The following is a 15667-nucleotide window of genomic DNA, read 5'->3' as shown; positions in this document are numbered from 1 at the left end:
GTCAATGATTCGTCCTGTGAGTTAGGGGAAGGCCATGGCCACGCCCGTCAAGGTCACCGTCACCGGAGCCGCCGGTCAGATCGGCTACGCGCTGCTGTTCCGCATCGCGTCGGGCCAGCTGCTGGGCGCGGACGTGCCGGTCAAGCTGAGCCTGCTGGAGGTCCCGCAGGCCGTGAAGGCGGCCGAGGGCACCGCGATGGAGCTCGACGACTGCGCGTTCCCGCTGCTGTCCGGCATCGAGATCACCGACAACCCCGACGTGGCGTTCGACGGCGCCAACGTGGCCCTGCTGGTCGGCGCCATGCCGCGCAAGGCCGGCATGGAGCGGGGTGACCTGCTCGGCGCCAACGGCGGCATCTTCGGGCCGCAGGGCAAGGCGATCAACGACCACGCCGCCGACGACATCCGGGTCCTCGTCGTGGGCAACCCGGCCAACACCAACGCGCTCATCGCCCAGCAGAACGCCCCGGACGTGCCGGCCGAGCGGTTCACCGCGATGACCCGCCTCGACCACAACCGCGCGCTCTCCCAGCTCGCCGCCAAGCTCCAGGTGCCGGTCACCGACATCAGGAACATGACCATCTGGGGCAACCACTCGGCCACCCAGTACCCCGACCTGTTCCACGCCGAGGTGGGCGGCAAGGTCGCGGCCGAGCAGGTCGACGCCGAGTGGCTGCGCGAGACGTTCATCCCGACCGTGGCCAAGCGCGGCGCGGCGATCATCGAGGCGCGGGGCGCGTCGAGCGCCGCCTCGGCCGCCAACGCCGCGATCGACCACGTCTTCGACTGGGTCAACGGCGCCGAGTGGACCTCGGCGGCGGTCGTCTCCGACGGCTCCTACGGGGTGCCTGAGGGGCTCATCTCGTCCTTCCCGGTCCGCTCGGCCGGCGGCCGGTACGAGATCATCCAGGGCCTGGAGATCGACGCGTTCTCGCGCGAGCGCATCGACGCCAGCGTGCAGGAGCTCGTCGAGGAGCGCGACGCGGTCAGGTCCCTCGGCCTCATCTGATCCTGCCCGGCGGCCCCCGGCCCCATCGAGCCGTCCGTATCGGCGCGCGTCCCGTTCGCGGGGCGCGCGCTTCGCTTTGCACGGGGACAGCGGGCGCGGACGCTCATGGGAGGACGGCGGAGGCGGAGGGCGACGGCGTGTTCCGCTCGCCCGTGCCGGGGCAGGAGATCCCCGAGGGGGCATGAGGAGCTGATGAGGCCGTGGCGAACACGACTCCGGCGGCGGCCGAGAGGCTGCCCAGCACGACGGCTGAGCCGAAGAGCAGCTTCATGACCCTGGGCGAAGACGTGACCCTAGGTGAAAAGGTCCTCACATTTCGGTATCACAGCACATATCGCGCCGTCGCATGCGTCATTTGCCGGAAAGCGCCGTCCAGGCGTCGGAGACGATGTCCCGGATCGACGCCCGCTCGGCCTTCCAGCCCAGTTCACGCTGGATCTTCTCCGAGGAGGCCACCAGCACGGCCGGGTCGCCGGCGCGGCGCGGCCCGACGACGGCGGGGATGTCGTGGCCGGTGACCTCGCGGCAGACCGAGACGACCTCCTGCACGGAGAAGCCGGTGCCGCTGCCCAGGTTGTAGATCTGGTGCCGCCCCTCGCGGACCGCGTCGAGCGCCAGCAGGTGGGCACGGGCCAGGTCGCTCACGTGGACGTAGTCGCGCACGCAGGTGCCGTCGGGCGTCGGGTAGTCGGTGCCGAACACGCTGACCGACTCGCGCTCTCCGGTGGCGACCTTGAGCACGTTCGGGATGAGGTGGGTCTCGATCGCGTGCCGCTCGCGGAAGCGGCCGTAGGCGCCGGCCACGTTGAAGTAGCGCAGGCTCACCGCGCCGAGGCCGCGCAGGCCGGCGTAGGCGGTGAGTGCGGTGTCGACGGCCAGCTTCGAGGCGCCGTAGGGGTTGGTCGGCCGCGTGGGGTCGCTCTCCTGGATGGGGGAGCGCTCCGGCTCGCCGTACGTGGCGGCGGTCGAGGAGAACACGATGCGGCGCACGCCCTGCTCGTGCATGGCCTCCAGCAGCGCCAGCGTGCCGCCGAGGTTGTGCGACCAGTACAGGCCGGGCTGCTCCACCGACTCGCCCACCAGCGACCTGGCCGCGAAGTGCAGCACCGCCTCCGCGCCGGCGAGCGCGTCGTGCGCCTCGGTGATCGAGCCCTCGACGAACCGGGCGCCGTCCGGCACCGCGTCCGCGTGGCCGGTCGACAGGTCGTCCAGCACCGTCACCTCGTGCCCAGCCTCGACGAGCTGGGCAGCCACGACACTTCCCACGTATCCGGCGCCGCCGGTGACCAGAAGCCTCATGATGTCTACTCCTGTGCGAATATGTTTGATTATGTACGACTTGCCGTTCAGCATACGCCCGAAAGGCGTTGAGTACGCTGCCAACCACCATGTTTGACGCTGTCGTGGCCAACATCGCCCTCGTCCTGGTCTTCATCCTCGTGGGCGGCTTCTTCGCGGCCGCGGAGATGGCGATGGTCAGCCTGCGCGAGAGCCAGGTGCGCAAGCTCGCCGAGCAGGGCCGTCGCGGCGAGCGGGTGGCCAAGCTGGCCCTCGACCCCAACCGCTTCCTGTCGGCCGTGCAGATCGGCGTGACCGTCGCCACCATGCTCTCGGCCGCGTTCGGCGCCGACCGGCTCGGCCTCCAGCTCGTCCCCGTGCTGGAGGGCTGGGGCGTGCCGGTCGCCGTCGCGCCCGTGCTCGCCCTGGTGCTGGTCACCCTGGCCATCTCGTACGTGTCGCTGGTGCTCGGCGAGCTGGCCCCCAAGCGGCTGGCCCGGCAGCGGGCCGAGGGGTTGTCACTGTTCGTGGCGCCGTTCCTCGACCGGATCGCCGCGCTGTCGCGGCCGGTGATCTGGGCCCTGTCGAAGTCCACCGACGGCGTGGTCAAGCTGCTCGGCGGCAACCCGCATGCCGACAGGGAGGAGGTGACCACCGAGGAGCTGCGCGACATGGTGGTCGGCCACACCGACCTGACCACCGACGAGCGCAACCTCATCGCCGAGGTGTTCGCCGCGGGCAAGCGCCAGGTGCGCGAGGTGATGCTGCCCCGGACCGAGGTGGAGTTCATGGAGGCCGACACGCCCCTGGCCGAGGCCGCGGTGCTCGCCGCCGGGATGCCCCACTCGCGCTTCCCCGTCTACCGCGAGTCGTACGACGAGGTCATCGGCTTCGTCCACGTCCGCGACCTGCTCGACCCCGTGCTGACCGGCCGCATCGAGCCGATCAGCGAGCTGGTGCCGATCAGGCCGGTCAAGTACGTGCCCGCCTCCAAGCGCATCCTCACCACGCTGTCGGAGATGCGCGGCGAGGGCCACCACCTGGCCATCGTGGTCGACGAGTACGGCGGCACCGCCGGCATCGTCACCCTGGAGGACCTGGTCGAAGAGCTCATCGGCGACATCAGAGACGAGTACGACATCGAGGACGACACCGTGATCCTCCCGGCCGGCGAGATCGAGATCGACGGGCTGACCAATCTCAACGACTTCGCCACCGAGACCGGCATCAGGCTGCCCAGCGGGCCGTACGAGACGCTCGGCGGCTTCGTCATGGCGATGCTCGGCCACGTCCCCGAGGTGGGCGAGACCGTGGAGATCCCCGGCTTCGAGCTGACCGTCACGGAGCTGGACGGACGCCGTATCGCCAGGGTGAGGGTGAAGCGCGGCCTGGCGGTTGAGTCGCCGCCCGACCAGGATTCCTGACACAATTGTGTGCCATGGCCAGACCTCGTGTTCTTTCCGGCATCCAGCCCACCGCGGACTCCTTCCACCTGGGCAACTACCTGGGTGCGGTCCGTCAGTGGGTCCCGATGCAGGAGACCCACGACGCCTTCTACTGCGTGGTCGATCTGCACGCGATCACCGTGCCGACCGACCCGGCCGATCTGCGCCGCCGCACCCGCGTGGCCGCCGCCCAGCTCTTCGCGGCCGGGCTCGACCCGGAGCGCTCGACCGTCTTCGTGCAGTCGCACGTACGGCAGCACAGCGAGCTGGCCTGGGTGCTCAACTGCCTGACCGGCATGGGCGAGGCGGCCCGGATGACGCAGTTCAAGGACAAGGCCGCCAAGTTCGGCGAGAGCGCCGCGAGCGTGGGGCTGTTCACGTACCCGATCCTGCAGGCCGCCGACATCCTGCTCTACCACGCCGAGCGGGTCCCGGTCGGCGCGGACCAGAAGCAGCATCTGGAGCTCACCCGCGACCTGGCGCAGCGCTTCAACCACCGCTTCGGCGACACGTTCACCCTGCCCGAGCCGCACATCCTCAAGGAGGTCGAGAAGATCACCGACCTCCAGGAGCCGTCGGCCAAGATGTCCAAGTCGTCCTCCAGCCCGGCGGGCATCCTCGACGTGCTCGACCAGCCCGGCCCGCTGCGCAAGAAGGTCATGCGCGCGGTCACCGACACGGGCTCGGAGGTGCTGTTCGACGAGGAGAACAAGCCGGGCGTGTCCAACCTGCTGCGCATCCAGTCGGCGCTGACCGGCACGCCCATCCCCGAGCTGGTCGCCCGCTACGAGGGCCAGGGCTACGGCACGTTCAAGAAGGACGTGGCGGAGTCCGTGGTCGACACGTTCACGCCGATCCGCGAGCGTACCGAGAAGCTGCTCGCCGACGAGGCGGAGCTCGATCGCCTGCTGGCGATCGGCGCCCGGCGCGCCGGCGAGGTGGCCGAGGAGACGATGGAGCAGGTCCGCGACAGGATCGGCTTCCTGCCCGGAGCCTGACGGACCGGACGCCGGCCCGGCCACGAGCCGCCCGGATCGGGCGCCCGGCCCCCGAGGGGGCCGGGCGCTCTTCGCGTCGTCAGCGGACCCTGCGCCGGCCCACCGCGAGCAGGACCTCGCGCAGGGCGTCCGCGGCCCGCCGCACGGCCTCCTCGGGGACGCCCGCCATCACCTCGGTGTGCGCCTTGCCCGAGGCCGCCAGCGCGGCGTCGGCCACGCGCAGCCCCTCGGGCGTCAGCCGCACCCACCGGCTGCGCGCGTCGCCGGGGTCCGCGGCGCGCTCGACGTAGCCGGCGGCCGTCAGGCGCTGGAGCACGTTGCTCGTGCCGCCGGAGGTCAGGAAGAGGGCCTTGGACAGCTCGCTCGGCTTCATGCGGTGCGGCGGGGGCGTGCGGCACAGCGCGGCCAGGATGTCGAACTCGGCGTAGGTGAGCCCGAGGTCGGCCAGCTCCGCCTTGACGGCCTCCTGGAAGAGCATGTCGAGGCGGGACGTCCGCTTGCTGAGCTCCAGCGCGGAGATCAGGGCCGACGGCATGCCGGCCTCGCGCCAGCGCGGGACGAGCCCGTCCACCTCGTCATGCTTCATGAGACGAGGATACTTGTGGGCTGATTGCTTTTCAGAAAGCTATTCACTAAGCTTTTCGCCATGGAAACAGTGATCAGGAACGGGATCGTCGTCGACACCGAGCCGGAGCCGGTCGTCATCGGGCCGGCCGACGTCCGGATCCGGGACGGAAGGATCGCGGAGGTCGGCCCCGGGCTGGCCGCCGCCGACGGGGCCGAGGTCATCGACGCGACGGGGAAGATCGTGCTGCCCGGCTTCGTCGACACCCACCGGCACACCTGGCAGGCCGCCATCCGGGCGACGATGCCCGACGCCACGTTCGGCGACTACCTCGGGCGTGTCCTCGGCGAGCTGGCCCCGGCCTTCCGGCCGGAGGACGTCCACGCCGGCAACCTCGCGGGCGCCCTGGAGTGCCTCGACGCGGGCGTCACCACGCTGCTGGACTGGTCGCACGTCCAGTTCACGCCCGAGCACACCGACGCCGCCGTGGAGGCGCTGCGGGCCTCGGGCGTCCGCGCCGTCCTCGGCTACTGCCACGGCGGGCCGCGCTCCGGGCTGGCCGCGGAGACCCGTCGCGTGCGCGACGCCCACTTCGCCGCGCCCGGCCTGGTCAGCATGGTCATGGCCGCGCTCGGGCCGGAGATCCTGCCCGAGGACCACGCGCTGGAGGAGCTGGAGACCGCCCGCGAGCTGGGGCTGCCCGTCACCGCCCACCTCGGCGGACACGGGCCGGAGAGCGCCGCCAGGGGGCTCGCCTTCCTGGAGTCCCACGGGCACCTCACGCCCGGCACGACGTTCGTCCACGCCAACCACTACGACGACGAGCAGCTCAAGGTCATCGCCGGCGCCGGAGGCGGCGTGTCGGTCTCGCCGATCGACGAGATGACGCTCGGCATCGGCTACCCGGTGACCGGGCGGGCACAGGCCGCCGGCGCGCCCGTCTCGCTCAGCGCCGACACCGTGACGTGCGCGCCCGGCGACATGTTCAGCCTCATGCGCACCGCGTACACGCTGGAGCGTGGCCGGCCGGGCGGCGCCGGGCTCGGCTTCACCACCAGGGACGTGCTGCGCATGGCCACGATCGACGGCGCCCGGGTGGCCGGGCTCGGCGACGTGACCGGATCGCTGCGGCCGGGCAAGCAGGCCGACCTCGTGCTCCTCAGCACGGCCACGCTCGGCATGGCCGCCTCGTACGACCCGATCGGCGCGATCGTCCTCAACGCCGACACCAGCGCCGTGGACACCGTCCTGGTCGGCGGGCGGGTGGTCAAGCGCGGCGGGCGGCTCGTGGGCCACGACGTCGCCGCGGCGCTCGACGCGCTGGCCGCCGCGGCGCGCCACGTCACCGCCGTGCTCGCCTGACACCCGCGCCGGGCCTCTCGTCCCGCGCGGCACCGCCTTGAGCGGCGAAAACAGTCCCCGATGGCAGACTTGACGGGCAGGTGCCGGGCAGGAGCCACTGACCGGGGCGAAAGGTGGCACGAGAACGATGGGCCTGTCCGAGCGGATCGAGGCGGTGAAGGCGCGCGGGCGCCGCCTGAGGGAGCACTGGCGGGTCCGCAGGCCGTCCGTCGACCACCTGATCCGGACCGTGCAGCGCTACCAGCTCCAGTCGGGCGACCGGCTGGCCGGCGCGGTCACGTACTTCGCGTTCCTGTCGTTCTTCCCGCTGCTGGCGCTGGGCTTCGCCGTGCTCGGCTACGTCCTGGCCAACGACCAGGCCGCTATGGAGGCGATGCGCAAGGCCGCCGAGGAGCAGCTTCCCGGCATCTCGGGCCGGCTCGACGTCTCCAGCATCGCCGCGGCCAAGGGCACGGCCGGGATCATCGGTCTGCTGGGCCTGCTCTACGCGGGGCTGGGCGCGATGGACGCGCTGCGCGGGGCGCTGCGGGAGATGTCGATGACCACGACGCCGCCGCTGGACTACTTCCGCGGCAAGCTGCGCGACCTCGCCTCGCTCGTCCTGCTGGGGGTGACGATGCTCGCCTCCGTCGTGGGGAGCGGCTTCGCCACCCAGGCCACGACCTGGGCGGTGCACCTGTTCGGCCTGGACGACACGCCGGTGAACAAGGCCGGGCTCTTCCTGACGGGCCTGTTCGCCGGCCTGGTCGCCGACTGGGTGCTGTTCGTCGTCGTGCTCGGCTGGGTCGCCCCGCCCACCCAGCCGTTCCGGGTGATCGCCAAGGGGGCGCTGCTCGGGGCGATCGGCTTCGGGCTGCTCAAGCAGCTCGCCGGGCTGCTGCTGAGCCACACGCTCAACAACCCGCTGTACGGGGCGTTCGCGGTCATCGTGGGGCTGCTGCTGTGGATCAACTTCTCGGCCCGGCTCGTCCTGTACGTCGCCGCGTGGACGGCCACGGCCGGGCTCAGCCCGCCGCCCACGCCTTCGCCGGTGCCGTCGAGCGGCTCACCCGCGGGCCTGCCCTCAGAGGCGTGACCGCCTGCGGTACAGGCCGAAGCCGAGCCAGGCCAGCCCGAACAGCAGCGCGCCGCCGACCACGAGCAGGCCGGTGCGGCGGCTGGAGTCGGTCTGCGCGGCGGCGGCCGTGCCGAGCAGCGAGCTCGGCCGGGGGCTCGCGGAGGCGGCCGGGGCGGGCGCGGCCTGCTGCTCGCGCACCGGCACCGCCGCCGGCAGCGGGTCCACCAGCCGCCCGACCGGCGTCACCTTGCCCCGCTCGGCGAAGCCCCAGTCGAGCAGCCCCGCCACCTCTTCCCAGAAGTAGCCGTCGTGGCGCATGATCGCGACGATGATCGTGTGGCCGTTCCGCGTGGCGGCGCCGACGAAGCTGCCGAGTGCCTTGGACGTCCAGCCGTTCTTGACGCCGATCATGCCCGGGTAGCGCCACAGCAGCTTGTTGTGGTTGCTGATCTCGTAGTAGTTCTTCGGCGCCGGGAACTTGGCGACCTTGGTGCTCACGTACCGCCTGAACGCGGGGTTGGCGAGGCCGGCGCGGGCGATCAGCGTGAGGTCGTAGGCGGAGCTGCTCTGCCCCGGCTGGTCGAGGCCGCTCGGGGTCTTGGCCACGGTGTCGTTGGCCTGGAGCTGGTGGGCCTCGGCGTTCATGTCCCGCAGCGTCTTGGCCAGGCCGCCGTTGGCCTCGGCCAGCGCCATGGCGGCGTCGTTGCCGGACGACATCAGCAGCGCCTTGAACAGGTCGTCGACCTTGTAGATCGGCTTGGTGGTCAGGCCGACGGCGCTGCCCTCCTGGTTGACGGCGTTGTCGCTGGGCCTGACCGTCCTGTCCTTGTCGAGCAGCGGGATCAGCGTCACGGCGGTCAGGATCTTGAGCGTGCTGGCCGGCAGGTAGCGGACATGCGGGTTCTTCGCCGCGAGGACCTCGCCGGTGTCGGCGTCGGCGATGACGTACGCGGTGGCCTTGGTCTTGGGCGGCTCCTTGACGCCGTCGGGCGCCACCAGGCCGTGGTGACCCAGCCGATCGCCGCCGACAGGGCTCGTCGGCGGTTCGGCCGGCGTGGCGTGGGCGGTCCCGGTGAGCGTGACCGCGGCGAGGAGTGCCGTGGCAGGCACCAGTTTCGTCCACATGGCGATCTCAGCGTAGCTTCGAGTTCTTGCGCATGTGGCGACACATTCCCCCGAAGGTCCTACCTCGATACTAGAGGGGTGGGTATGTCGCGAAAGATCGCCGGATTCCTCATTCTTCTCGGGATTTTCATGATCTTCGAGTGGGTGAATCTTGGGTTTAACCTGGCCGATGGCCATCCGACCGCGTTCTACGTGGTGCACGGCATTCTGATCGCCGTCAACCTCGTGCTCGGGGCCGTCCTGGGCGTCATCGGCTGGACGTCGCTCCGCAGAGGGCGAGCCGGGTCAGCCGATGCAACTCGTCAGCCTCCTCGCGCGAGTCGCCGATCGAGGTGAACCCCAGCTTCCCGTGCTCGGGGATCGCGCCCAGCAGGTGGAAGACGTTCCCCTTGCGGGCCGCGTGGTCGAAGCCGAGGCCGAGCCGGTCCACCATCCGCATCACCTCGCCGGGGGAGCGTCCCCGCAGGCAGGACGCCGAGCAGTTGTCGGTGGCGGTGTAGTACTTGGGCCGGCCGTCGGCCATGAGCAGTCCGGTCGCCGGGTCGTACGTGGCCCCGGTCGTCAGGATCGCGGCGCCGAACGGGTGCGTCGTGCCGCCGATGCGCAGGTTGATCTCGCACAGCAGCGCGGCGTAGCCGGCGTCGGCCTTGAGCGCGAAGAAGTCCATGCCGAACAGCCCGACCACGCCCCGTTCGGCCAGGATGGCGGCGATCTTCGCCGCCGACGCCCCGACCTCCGCCCGGTACTCCGGGGCGGCGGGGAACGTGCAGCCCTGGTAGACGTCGTTGTTGGCGCCGCCGAGCACCTGGTCGTGGGTGGCGACGACGTCGTGGTGGCCGCCCGGGGTGATCCGGGCCAGCGCGCTCGGGTAGTACAGCGGCCGGTGCTCGATGAACTCCTCGACCACCGCGCCGCGCTCGTAGATCTTCGCCGAGAAGGTGTCCCAGGTCTCGCCGTCCGCCGAGAAGCTGAACCGGGAGGCGTCGGGCACGTCGTCGCCGGGCTTGCGCACGATGGCGTTGCCGAGCCCGGAGTAGCCGTCGTTGAGCTTGACGATGACGCGCTCGCCGGGCAGCGCGTCGATGGCGTCCTGGATCTCCGCCTGGGTGCGCAGGTCGCCGAAGCCGCGCGCCATCGGCACGCCGGCCTCCTGCCCGACCTCGCGCGAGCCGCTCTTGGAGCCGTAGTGGGCCAGCGCGGTGGCCGGTCCGTAGAGGGGCACGCCGAGTGACGAGGCGAGCTCCTCCTCCAGCTCGCTCAGCACGAACGGCACCATCCAGGCGTCCTCGCCGTCGATGGCCGCGCGGACCTGCTCGACCATCTCGGGGCGGGCGAGCAGGCTCCGGGTGAGCGGCTGGGTGCGGGGGTCGTCGAGGCTGATGAGGGTGAGCCGCTTGGCCGCGTCCTCCGGGTCCGGCAGGAAGCCGAAGTAGTAGTCGACGATCTCCTGGTCGATGGGCACGGAGGAGAGGTAGACCACCTTGACCCCGGGCTCGCGGAGGCTGAGGAGGAGGAAGAGCAGCCGCTCCTCGTAGCACCTCGCGGCCGTGATGCGGCGCAGCTCGTCCTGCGGGAGGGAGAGCGAGGGCACGACCACCAGGGTCCCCTCGCTCGGCTCGAAGATGCTCAACCGTGCATACTTCTCCCCGAACGGGATTTTAGTGATCATAATGCGAGTGAAGCACGCATTTTTCGCGAAAGCAGCCGTCGTGGCAGTGTCATGACCATGACGGAAGGTGACAGGATTCGGAATCGCCCAGCACGTTTGGACGGAGTGTCCACGGGTCACCATCTAATGATCCGTTGTGACTATTTCAAGGTCACTTGCCCCCTCACAACCCGTGACAGGACCGGGTTACGGACATGCCGTCGGCTAATTTTTGGGGTAGTTGTCCGCGGGAAGGTGCGCGGGAGCGATAAAGTCGAAGCATCGCCCTCGGGCTCACGGTCACCCACCGTGCTCCCCGGGCTGCCGCGGTTGTCCTCCACATGGAGTCCTCCGGCCGCGCCCGTTTGCCGACGACCCCTGGCACCAGCCCGGTGGGTCGGGCTTTCGATCCGCCGGGTCGCTGCCCTGACCGGACAGCTGCCTTTGTGAGACCAGGACGGGATAGTAACGATATTGGACGATATGCGCCGTGGGCGTGGGGCAGAAGACGTCCCACGGCATGGACGGGACGGTGACTGATGCGGGGACGTGAGCTGCGGGGAGAACTCGACGCGTTCCTGGCCGAGCACGAGCAGGACCTGGTGGGCTTCCGTCGCGACCTCCACCGGCACCCCGAGCTCGCCTTCGCCGAGTACCGCACGACGCAGCGCATCGCCGACCGGCTGAGCGCCGCGGGCCTCGTCCCGTCCGTGCTCCCGCGCGGCACCGGCCTGATCTGCGACGTCGGCAGCGGCGACGGCCCCACCGTCGCGCTCCGCGCCGACATCGACGCGCTCGGGCTCCAGGACGAGAAGGACGTGTCCTACCGCTCGACCGTCCCGGGCGCCTGCCACGCGTGCGGCCACGACGTGCACACCACCATCCTGCTCGGCACCTCACTGTTCCTCGCCCAGCAGGCCGCGGCGGGGCTGCTGCCCGGCCGCGTGCGCCTCATCTTCCAGCCCGCCGAGGAGCTTCCCGGCGGCGCCCTGGAGGTCATGGCCCACGGCGGCATCACCGGCGTCGACCGGATCTTCGGCCTCCACTGCGACCCCCGCCTCGACGTCGGCCACGTCGGGCTCAAGCCCGGCCCCATCACCTCCGCCTGCGACAGGCTCGTCGTGCGCGTCTCCGGGCCCGGCGGCCACACGGCCCGCCCCCACCTGACCGCCGACCTCGTCTTCGCGCTGGCCAAGGTGCTCACCGAGCTGCCCGCCGCCCTGTCGCGCCGCGTCGACCCGCGCAGCTCCCTCAGCCTCGTCTGGGGCCGGGTCGAGGCCGGCTCGGCCGCCAACGCCATCCCCGACGACGGCGTCGCCGAGGGCACCGTGCGCTGCCTCGACGAGAACGCCTGGCACGCCGCCCCCGACCTCATCAAGTCCCTGCTCGACTCGGTCGCCGGCGCGTACGGGATCGAGGCGCAGATGGAGTACGTCCGCGGGGTCCCGCCGGTGGTCAACGACGAGATGAGCGTCGAGATGCTCGCCGAGGCCACCCAGCGGGCCCTCGGCCCGCACTCCGTCGCCCCCACCCAGCAGTCGCTCGGCGGCGAGGACTTCGCCTGGTACCTGGAGTCGGTCCCCGGCGCGTTCGCCCGCCTCGGCACCCGCTCCGTCGGCGGCGAGACGTACGACATCCACCAGGGCACCTTCGACGTGGACGAGTCGGCGATCGGCATGGGCGTCCGGGTCATGGCCGCCACGGCGCTGACGGCCCTGTGGGAGTCCGGCCCGGTCACCGTCACCGACCCCATCACCTCGCTGGCCTGACCCCTGTCCTGCCCCGCGTCACAGCAGGGGCCGGACCGAGGCCGGGAGGGTGAAGGCGGAGCGCGACGGGGCGAGCGTGACCCGGGTCCCCTCCGGGTAGCGGAGCGTGAAGTCGCGGTCCGTCGACAGGATCACCAGCCCCAGCCGGTGCCCCTTCCTGAAGACGTGGTCGGTGGCCTGGAGATCCCACCGGAAGGTGTACTCCCGCCCCGGCCGCAGCGGCTCCGTCACGTCCGGGCGGTGCCGGTTGCGGGTGTCCAGCCAGCCGCGGGTGACGATCGTGTACGGCGTCGTCGCGGTGCCGAGCGTGCGCAGGGCCGTGCAGCCCGTGTCGCCGGGCACCCCCTGCCCGTAGCAGAGCGTCTCCCCGGTCGGCACCAGCGTGCCGGTGGGCCGCACGTCCGTTCCGTAGTCCACGAGCAACGCCGTCAGGTACGGCGACGCCCCGTCCGACAGCGAGGCCGTGACCGTCACGGACGGCGTGCCCGAGACCCGCACGTCCGCGGGCAGGGCCGCGGTGAGGTAGGCCAGGCGGTTCGGGTCGGGCGCGGGCGCCGTCTCGGCGAGCTGCTCGGCGGTACGGGACTTCTGGTCCGTGAACGTCTCGCGGGGCGCCTTCGGGCTCGGGATCACGCCGAGCCTCGCGCCCGCGCCGAGGTGCAGCCGCACCGGCACGGTGCCGGGCACGGGCCAGGTCCGGTGCCTCTGCCAGGTTCCCGGCGCGGTCTCGACGTCGGCCCGGGGCTCCCGCATGATCCCGCTGTCGATGCCGTACAGCCACTGGTCGAACCAGCCGTGGAGCTGCCGCAGCCACTCCGCGGTGCGCAGGCTGAAGGGGTTCATGTGCGTCCCCTGGTGCAGCCAGATCTTGCGTGGTACGTCCCGCTTGGCCAGGGCGCGCCACCACTGGGCGAACTGCCCGGTCTTGACGTTCCAGTCGTTGAGCCCGTGGACCAGGAAGACGCTGGCCCGCACCTTGTCCACGTCGCCGAGGTAGTTCCGGTCGTCCCAGAAGCGGCTGTAGTCACCGGTGATCCGGTCCTGCGCGGCCGTCAGGTGGTCGACGACCGGGCCGCAGACGCGCTGACCGTCGGCCCTGGTCAGCACGTACCTCGCGAGCACGTCCGCGTCCTCGCCCTGGAAGCCGCCCGGCGCGACCACGCCGCCGCCGGAGCGGTAGTAGTCGTACCAGGAGGAGATCGCGGCGATCGGCACGATCGTCTCCAGGCCCTCGACGCCGGTGGAGGCGACCGCGTTGGCCAGCGTGCCGTTGTAGGAGACGCCGATCATGCCCACCTTGCCGGTGGCCCAGGAGGCGGTGACGGGCTCGCCCTCGGGGGTGAAGCCCCTGGCGCGGCCGTTCAGCCAGTCGATCGCGGCCTTCGGCCCGGCGGTCTCGTTGCGGTCGCCGGTGGTCGGGCAGCCGGTGGCGCGCCCGCTGCCGAGGTTCTCCACCAGCGCGACCGCGTAGCCGCGCGGCAGGAAGTAGTTGTCGTAGTAGCCGTCGAACGGCTCGGCGGTCAGCTTGTCCGCGCGGGCGCGGAGGGCGGGCAGGGGGTTGCCGTCCGCGTCGACGTCCACGACGTGGTTGGCCACGTCGTTGCCGCCCGCGTAGTACGGGCTCGCCTCCATGATCACAGGGACCTTGAGCCCGTGGTCGGTCTCCCTGGGGCGCAGGATGTCCACCGCCACGCGGTCGGGCGCGCCGTCGCCGTCGCTGTCGGTGCCCGCCACCTCCACGTACACCGTCTGCGCGATGGCGTCGGCGCGGGAGAAGACCGGCTGCGTGGCGCCGTTCTCGACCACGATCGAGGGGCCGTCGGCCGCGGACGGTGTGGAGCCCCAGGCCGGTCCGCACAGCGGCAGGGTGAGCAGCGCGGTCAGGGGCGCGGCGAGGACCTTGCGAAAGCGCATGAGATCTCCAGAGGACCATTCCACCTTTGATCGAATCTCTGCCATGATCGGAGCGGCGGCAAGGGCCCCTCCTCGGTCAAAGTCCGGCAAAGCTTGCCACGCGCCCTCCGGCGCCCCTGTCTGCCCAGATCAGGTCACGGACGCGAGAGATGTCGATAACGGAGCGGTTGCGACCCTGTGTGCCGGTTTGGACCGCCCAGGTCAAGCAACTATCTTCCGTGCAGGGTTGCCGTACTTTTCTTCGCGCCTGCGATGAAGTCTGACGGCGGGGAATTGGAAGGGAGTCGACTTGCTCGGCAAGCGATTCGGCAGGATGGCGATCGGCACGATGGCCGGCGCCATGCTCATGGCAGCCGCGGCCTGCGGCGGCAACACCAGTGGGGACACCACGTCGAGCGCCCAGCCCAGCGCGGGCGCCAGCAGTGACGCGCCCAAGGCGGGCGCGCTCAAGGTGGGTCTCGCCTTCGACGTCGGCGGGCGCGGTGACAAGTCCTTCAACGACGCCGCCTACGCGGGCCTGGAGAAGGCGAAGTCCGAGCTCGGCGCGGAGATCAAGGACCTGAGCCCGGCCTCCGACGGCTCCAACCGCGGTGAGCTGCTCCGTCAGCTCGCGGACGCCGGCTACAACCCGATCATCGGCGTCGGCTTCGCCTACGGCGAGGACATCAAGAAGACCGCCGAGGAGTACCCCGACATCCAGTTCGCGGTCGTCGACTCGGCCTCCAACGCCCCGAACGTGACCGGCCTGCAGTTCGCCGAGGAGCAGGGCTCCTACCTGGCGGGCGTCGCCGCGGCCCTGAAGGCGAAGAGCGGCCACGTCGGCTTCGTCGGCGGCGTCGAGAACGACCTGATCAAGAAGTTCGAGGCGGGCTTCGTGGCCGGCGTGAAGTCGGTCAAGAAGGACGCCAAGATCGACGTCAAGTACCTGACGCCCGACGGCGACTTCAGCGGCTTCAAGGCCCCCGACAAGGGCAAGGTCGCGGCCGAGAAGATGTACCAGGACGGCGCCGACATCGTCTACCACGCCGCCGGCGACTCCGGCCTCGGCGTGTTCCAGGCGGCCGCCGCGGCCAAGAAGAAGGCCATCGGCGTCGACTCCGACCAGCGCCAGACCATCAAGGAGACCGACCTGCAGTCGGTCATCATGACCTCGATGCTCAAGCGCGTGGACGTCGGCGTGTTCGAGTTCGTCAAGGCGTTCCAGGGCGGCGCCAAGGGTGGCAGCAACACCGTGTACGACCTCAAGGTCGACGGCGTTGGCCTGGCCACCACCGGTGGCGAGATCGACGACATCAAGGACAAGCTGGACGCTGCCAAGAAGGACATCGTCGACGGCAAGATCACGGTTTCGGCCAAGCCGTAACGCGTGACAGGGACGACGACCGAGGGCCCGGAACCCCGTACCCGGGCCTTCGGTCTCTTCCGCCCGCTCCACCCGGCCCGGAGGCGCGGGAGCGAACCAGCCATCCCGGAGCGGAGCGAATGAGGAACGGTGAG

Annotated in this window: 13 protein-coding genes; 8 read left to right on the top strand and 5 right to left on the bottom strand. The window is 71.0% G+C overall.

What is annotated here, in order from left to right:
* Positions 1-34 precede the first annotated feature (34 nt).
* Complete coding sequence (locus ACIBG4_RS34635; RefSeq protein WP_310708351.1) at positions 35-1009, top strand: malate dehydrogenase; 975 nt, start codon at positions 35-37, stop codon at positions 1007-1009.
* 351 nt (positions 1010-1360) lie between these two features.
* On the opposite strand, the gene galE is transcribed toward ACIBG4_RS34635, so the two are convergent.
* Positions 1361-2308, bottom strand: coding sequence for a UDP-glucose 4-epimerase GalE (gene galE / locus ACIBG4_RS34630; RefSeq protein ID WP_397205814.1), 948 nt, complete (start codon positions 2306-2308; stop codon positions 1361-1363).
* Between the two features lie 89 nt (positions 2309-2397).
* Between galE and ACIBG4_RS34625 the strand changes: the two genes are divergently transcribed.
* Both ACIBG4_RS34625 and trpS read left to right on the top strand, forming a co-directional pair.
* Positions 2398-3711: a hemolysin family protein gene (locus ACIBG4_RS34625; protein ID WP_310708348.1), complete on the top strand. Its 1314-nt coding sequence runs from the start codon at positions 2398-2400 to the stop codon at positions 3709-3711.
* Between the two features lie 14 nt (positions 3712-3725).
* Positions 3726-4730: a tryptophan--tRNA ligase gene (gene trpS / locus ACIBG4_RS34620; RefSeq protein ID WP_397205812.1), complete on the top strand. Its 1005-nt coding sequence runs from the start codon at positions 3726-3728 to the stop codon at positions 4728-4730.
* Between the two features lie 79 nt (positions 4731-4809).
* Here the strand turns inward: trpS and ACIBG4_RS34615 are convergent, their stop codons facing one another.
* Positions 4810-5316 carry a MarR family transcriptional regulator gene (locus ACIBG4_RS34615; RefSeq protein WP_310708346.1) on the bottom strand — a complete coding sequence of 169 codons (507 nt, stop codon included), beginning with the start codon at positions 5314-5316 and terminating at the stop codon, positions 4810-4812.
* A gap of 60 nt (positions 5317-5376) precedes the next feature.
* Between ACIBG4_RS34615 and ACIBG4_RS34610 the strand changes: the two genes are divergently transcribed.
* Both ACIBG4_RS34610 and ACIBG4_RS34605 read left to right on the top strand, forming a co-directional pair.
* Positions 5377-6657, top strand: a complete 1281-nt coding sequence (locus ACIBG4_RS34610; protein WP_397205810.1) for an amidohydrolase family protein — start codon at positions 5377-5379, stop codon at positions 6655-6657.
* Between the two features lie 127 nt (positions 6658-6784).
* The gene (locus tag ACIBG4_RS34605; protein ID WP_397205809.1) at positions 6785-7732 is read left to right on the top strand and encodes a YihY/virulence factor BrkB family protein; all 948 of its coding nucleotides are present in this window, start codon (positions 6785-6787) and stop codon (positions 7730-7732) included.
* On the opposite strand, the gene ACIBG4_RS34600 is transcribed toward ACIBG4_RS34605, so the two are convergent.
* Entirely contained in the window at positions 7721-8839 is a 1119-nt protein-coding gene (locus ACIBG4_RS34600; protein ID WP_397205808.1) for a D-alanyl-D-alanine carboxypeptidase family protein, read from the bottom strand. The genes ACIBG4_RS34605 and ACIBG4_RS34600 overlap by 12 nt on opposite strands.
* Before the next feature lie 84 nt (positions 8840-8923).
* Here ACIBG4_RS34600 and ACIBG4_RS34595 point away from each other — a divergent pair, with 84 nt between their 5' ends.
* Positions 8924-9175, top strand: a complete 252-nt coding sequence (locus ACIBG4_RS34595; RefSeq protein WP_397205807.1) for an SCO4848 family membrane protein — start codon at positions 8924-8926, stop codon at positions 9173-9175.
* On the opposite strand, the gene ACIBG4_RS34590 is transcribed toward ACIBG4_RS34595, so the two are convergent.
* Entirely contained in the window at positions 9087-10469 is a 1383-nt protein-coding gene (locus ACIBG4_RS34590; RefSeq protein ID WP_310708342.1) for a peptide ligase PGM1-related protein, read from the bottom strand. The genes ACIBG4_RS34595 and ACIBG4_RS34590 overlap by 89 nt on opposite strands.
* A 557-nt stretch (positions 10470-11026) precedes the next feature.
* On the opposite strand from ACIBG4_RS34590, the gene ACIBG4_RS34585 reads away from it, so the two are divergent.
* Positions 11027-12256 carry a M20 family metallopeptidase gene (locus ACIBG4_RS34585; RefSeq protein WP_310708341.1) on the top strand — a complete coding sequence of 410 codons (1230 nt, stop codon included), beginning with the start codon at positions 11027-11029 and terminating at the stop codon, positions 12254-12256.
* A gap of 18 nt (positions 12257-12274) precedes the next feature.
* On the opposite strand, the gene ACIBG4_RS34580 is transcribed toward ACIBG4_RS34585, so the two are convergent.
* A complete protein-coding gene (locus ACIBG4_RS34580) occupies positions 12275-14170 on the bottom strand; it encodes a Xaa-Pro dipeptidyl-peptidase (protein WP_397205804.1) in 1896 nt (631 codons plus the stop codon).
* A 289-nt stretch (positions 14171-14459) separates the two neighbouring features.
* On the opposite strand from ACIBG4_RS34580, the gene ACIBG4_RS34575 reads away from it, so the two are divergent.
* The gene (locus tag ACIBG4_RS34575) at positions 14460-15533 is read left to right on the top strand and encodes a BMP family protein (protein WP_397205802.1); all 1074 of its coding nucleotides are present in this window, start codon (positions 14460-14462) and stop codon (positions 15531-15533) included.
* The last annotated feature ends 134 nt before the right edge of the window (positions 15534-15667 follow it).

The sequence above is a fragment of the Nonomuraea sp. NPDC050383 genome (assembly GCF_044459125.1).
GTDB lineage: Bacteria > Actinomycetota > Actinomycetes > Streptosporangiales > Streptosporangiaceae > Nonomuraea.
This window is presented reverse-complemented; position numbering and strand designations above follow the sequence as displayed.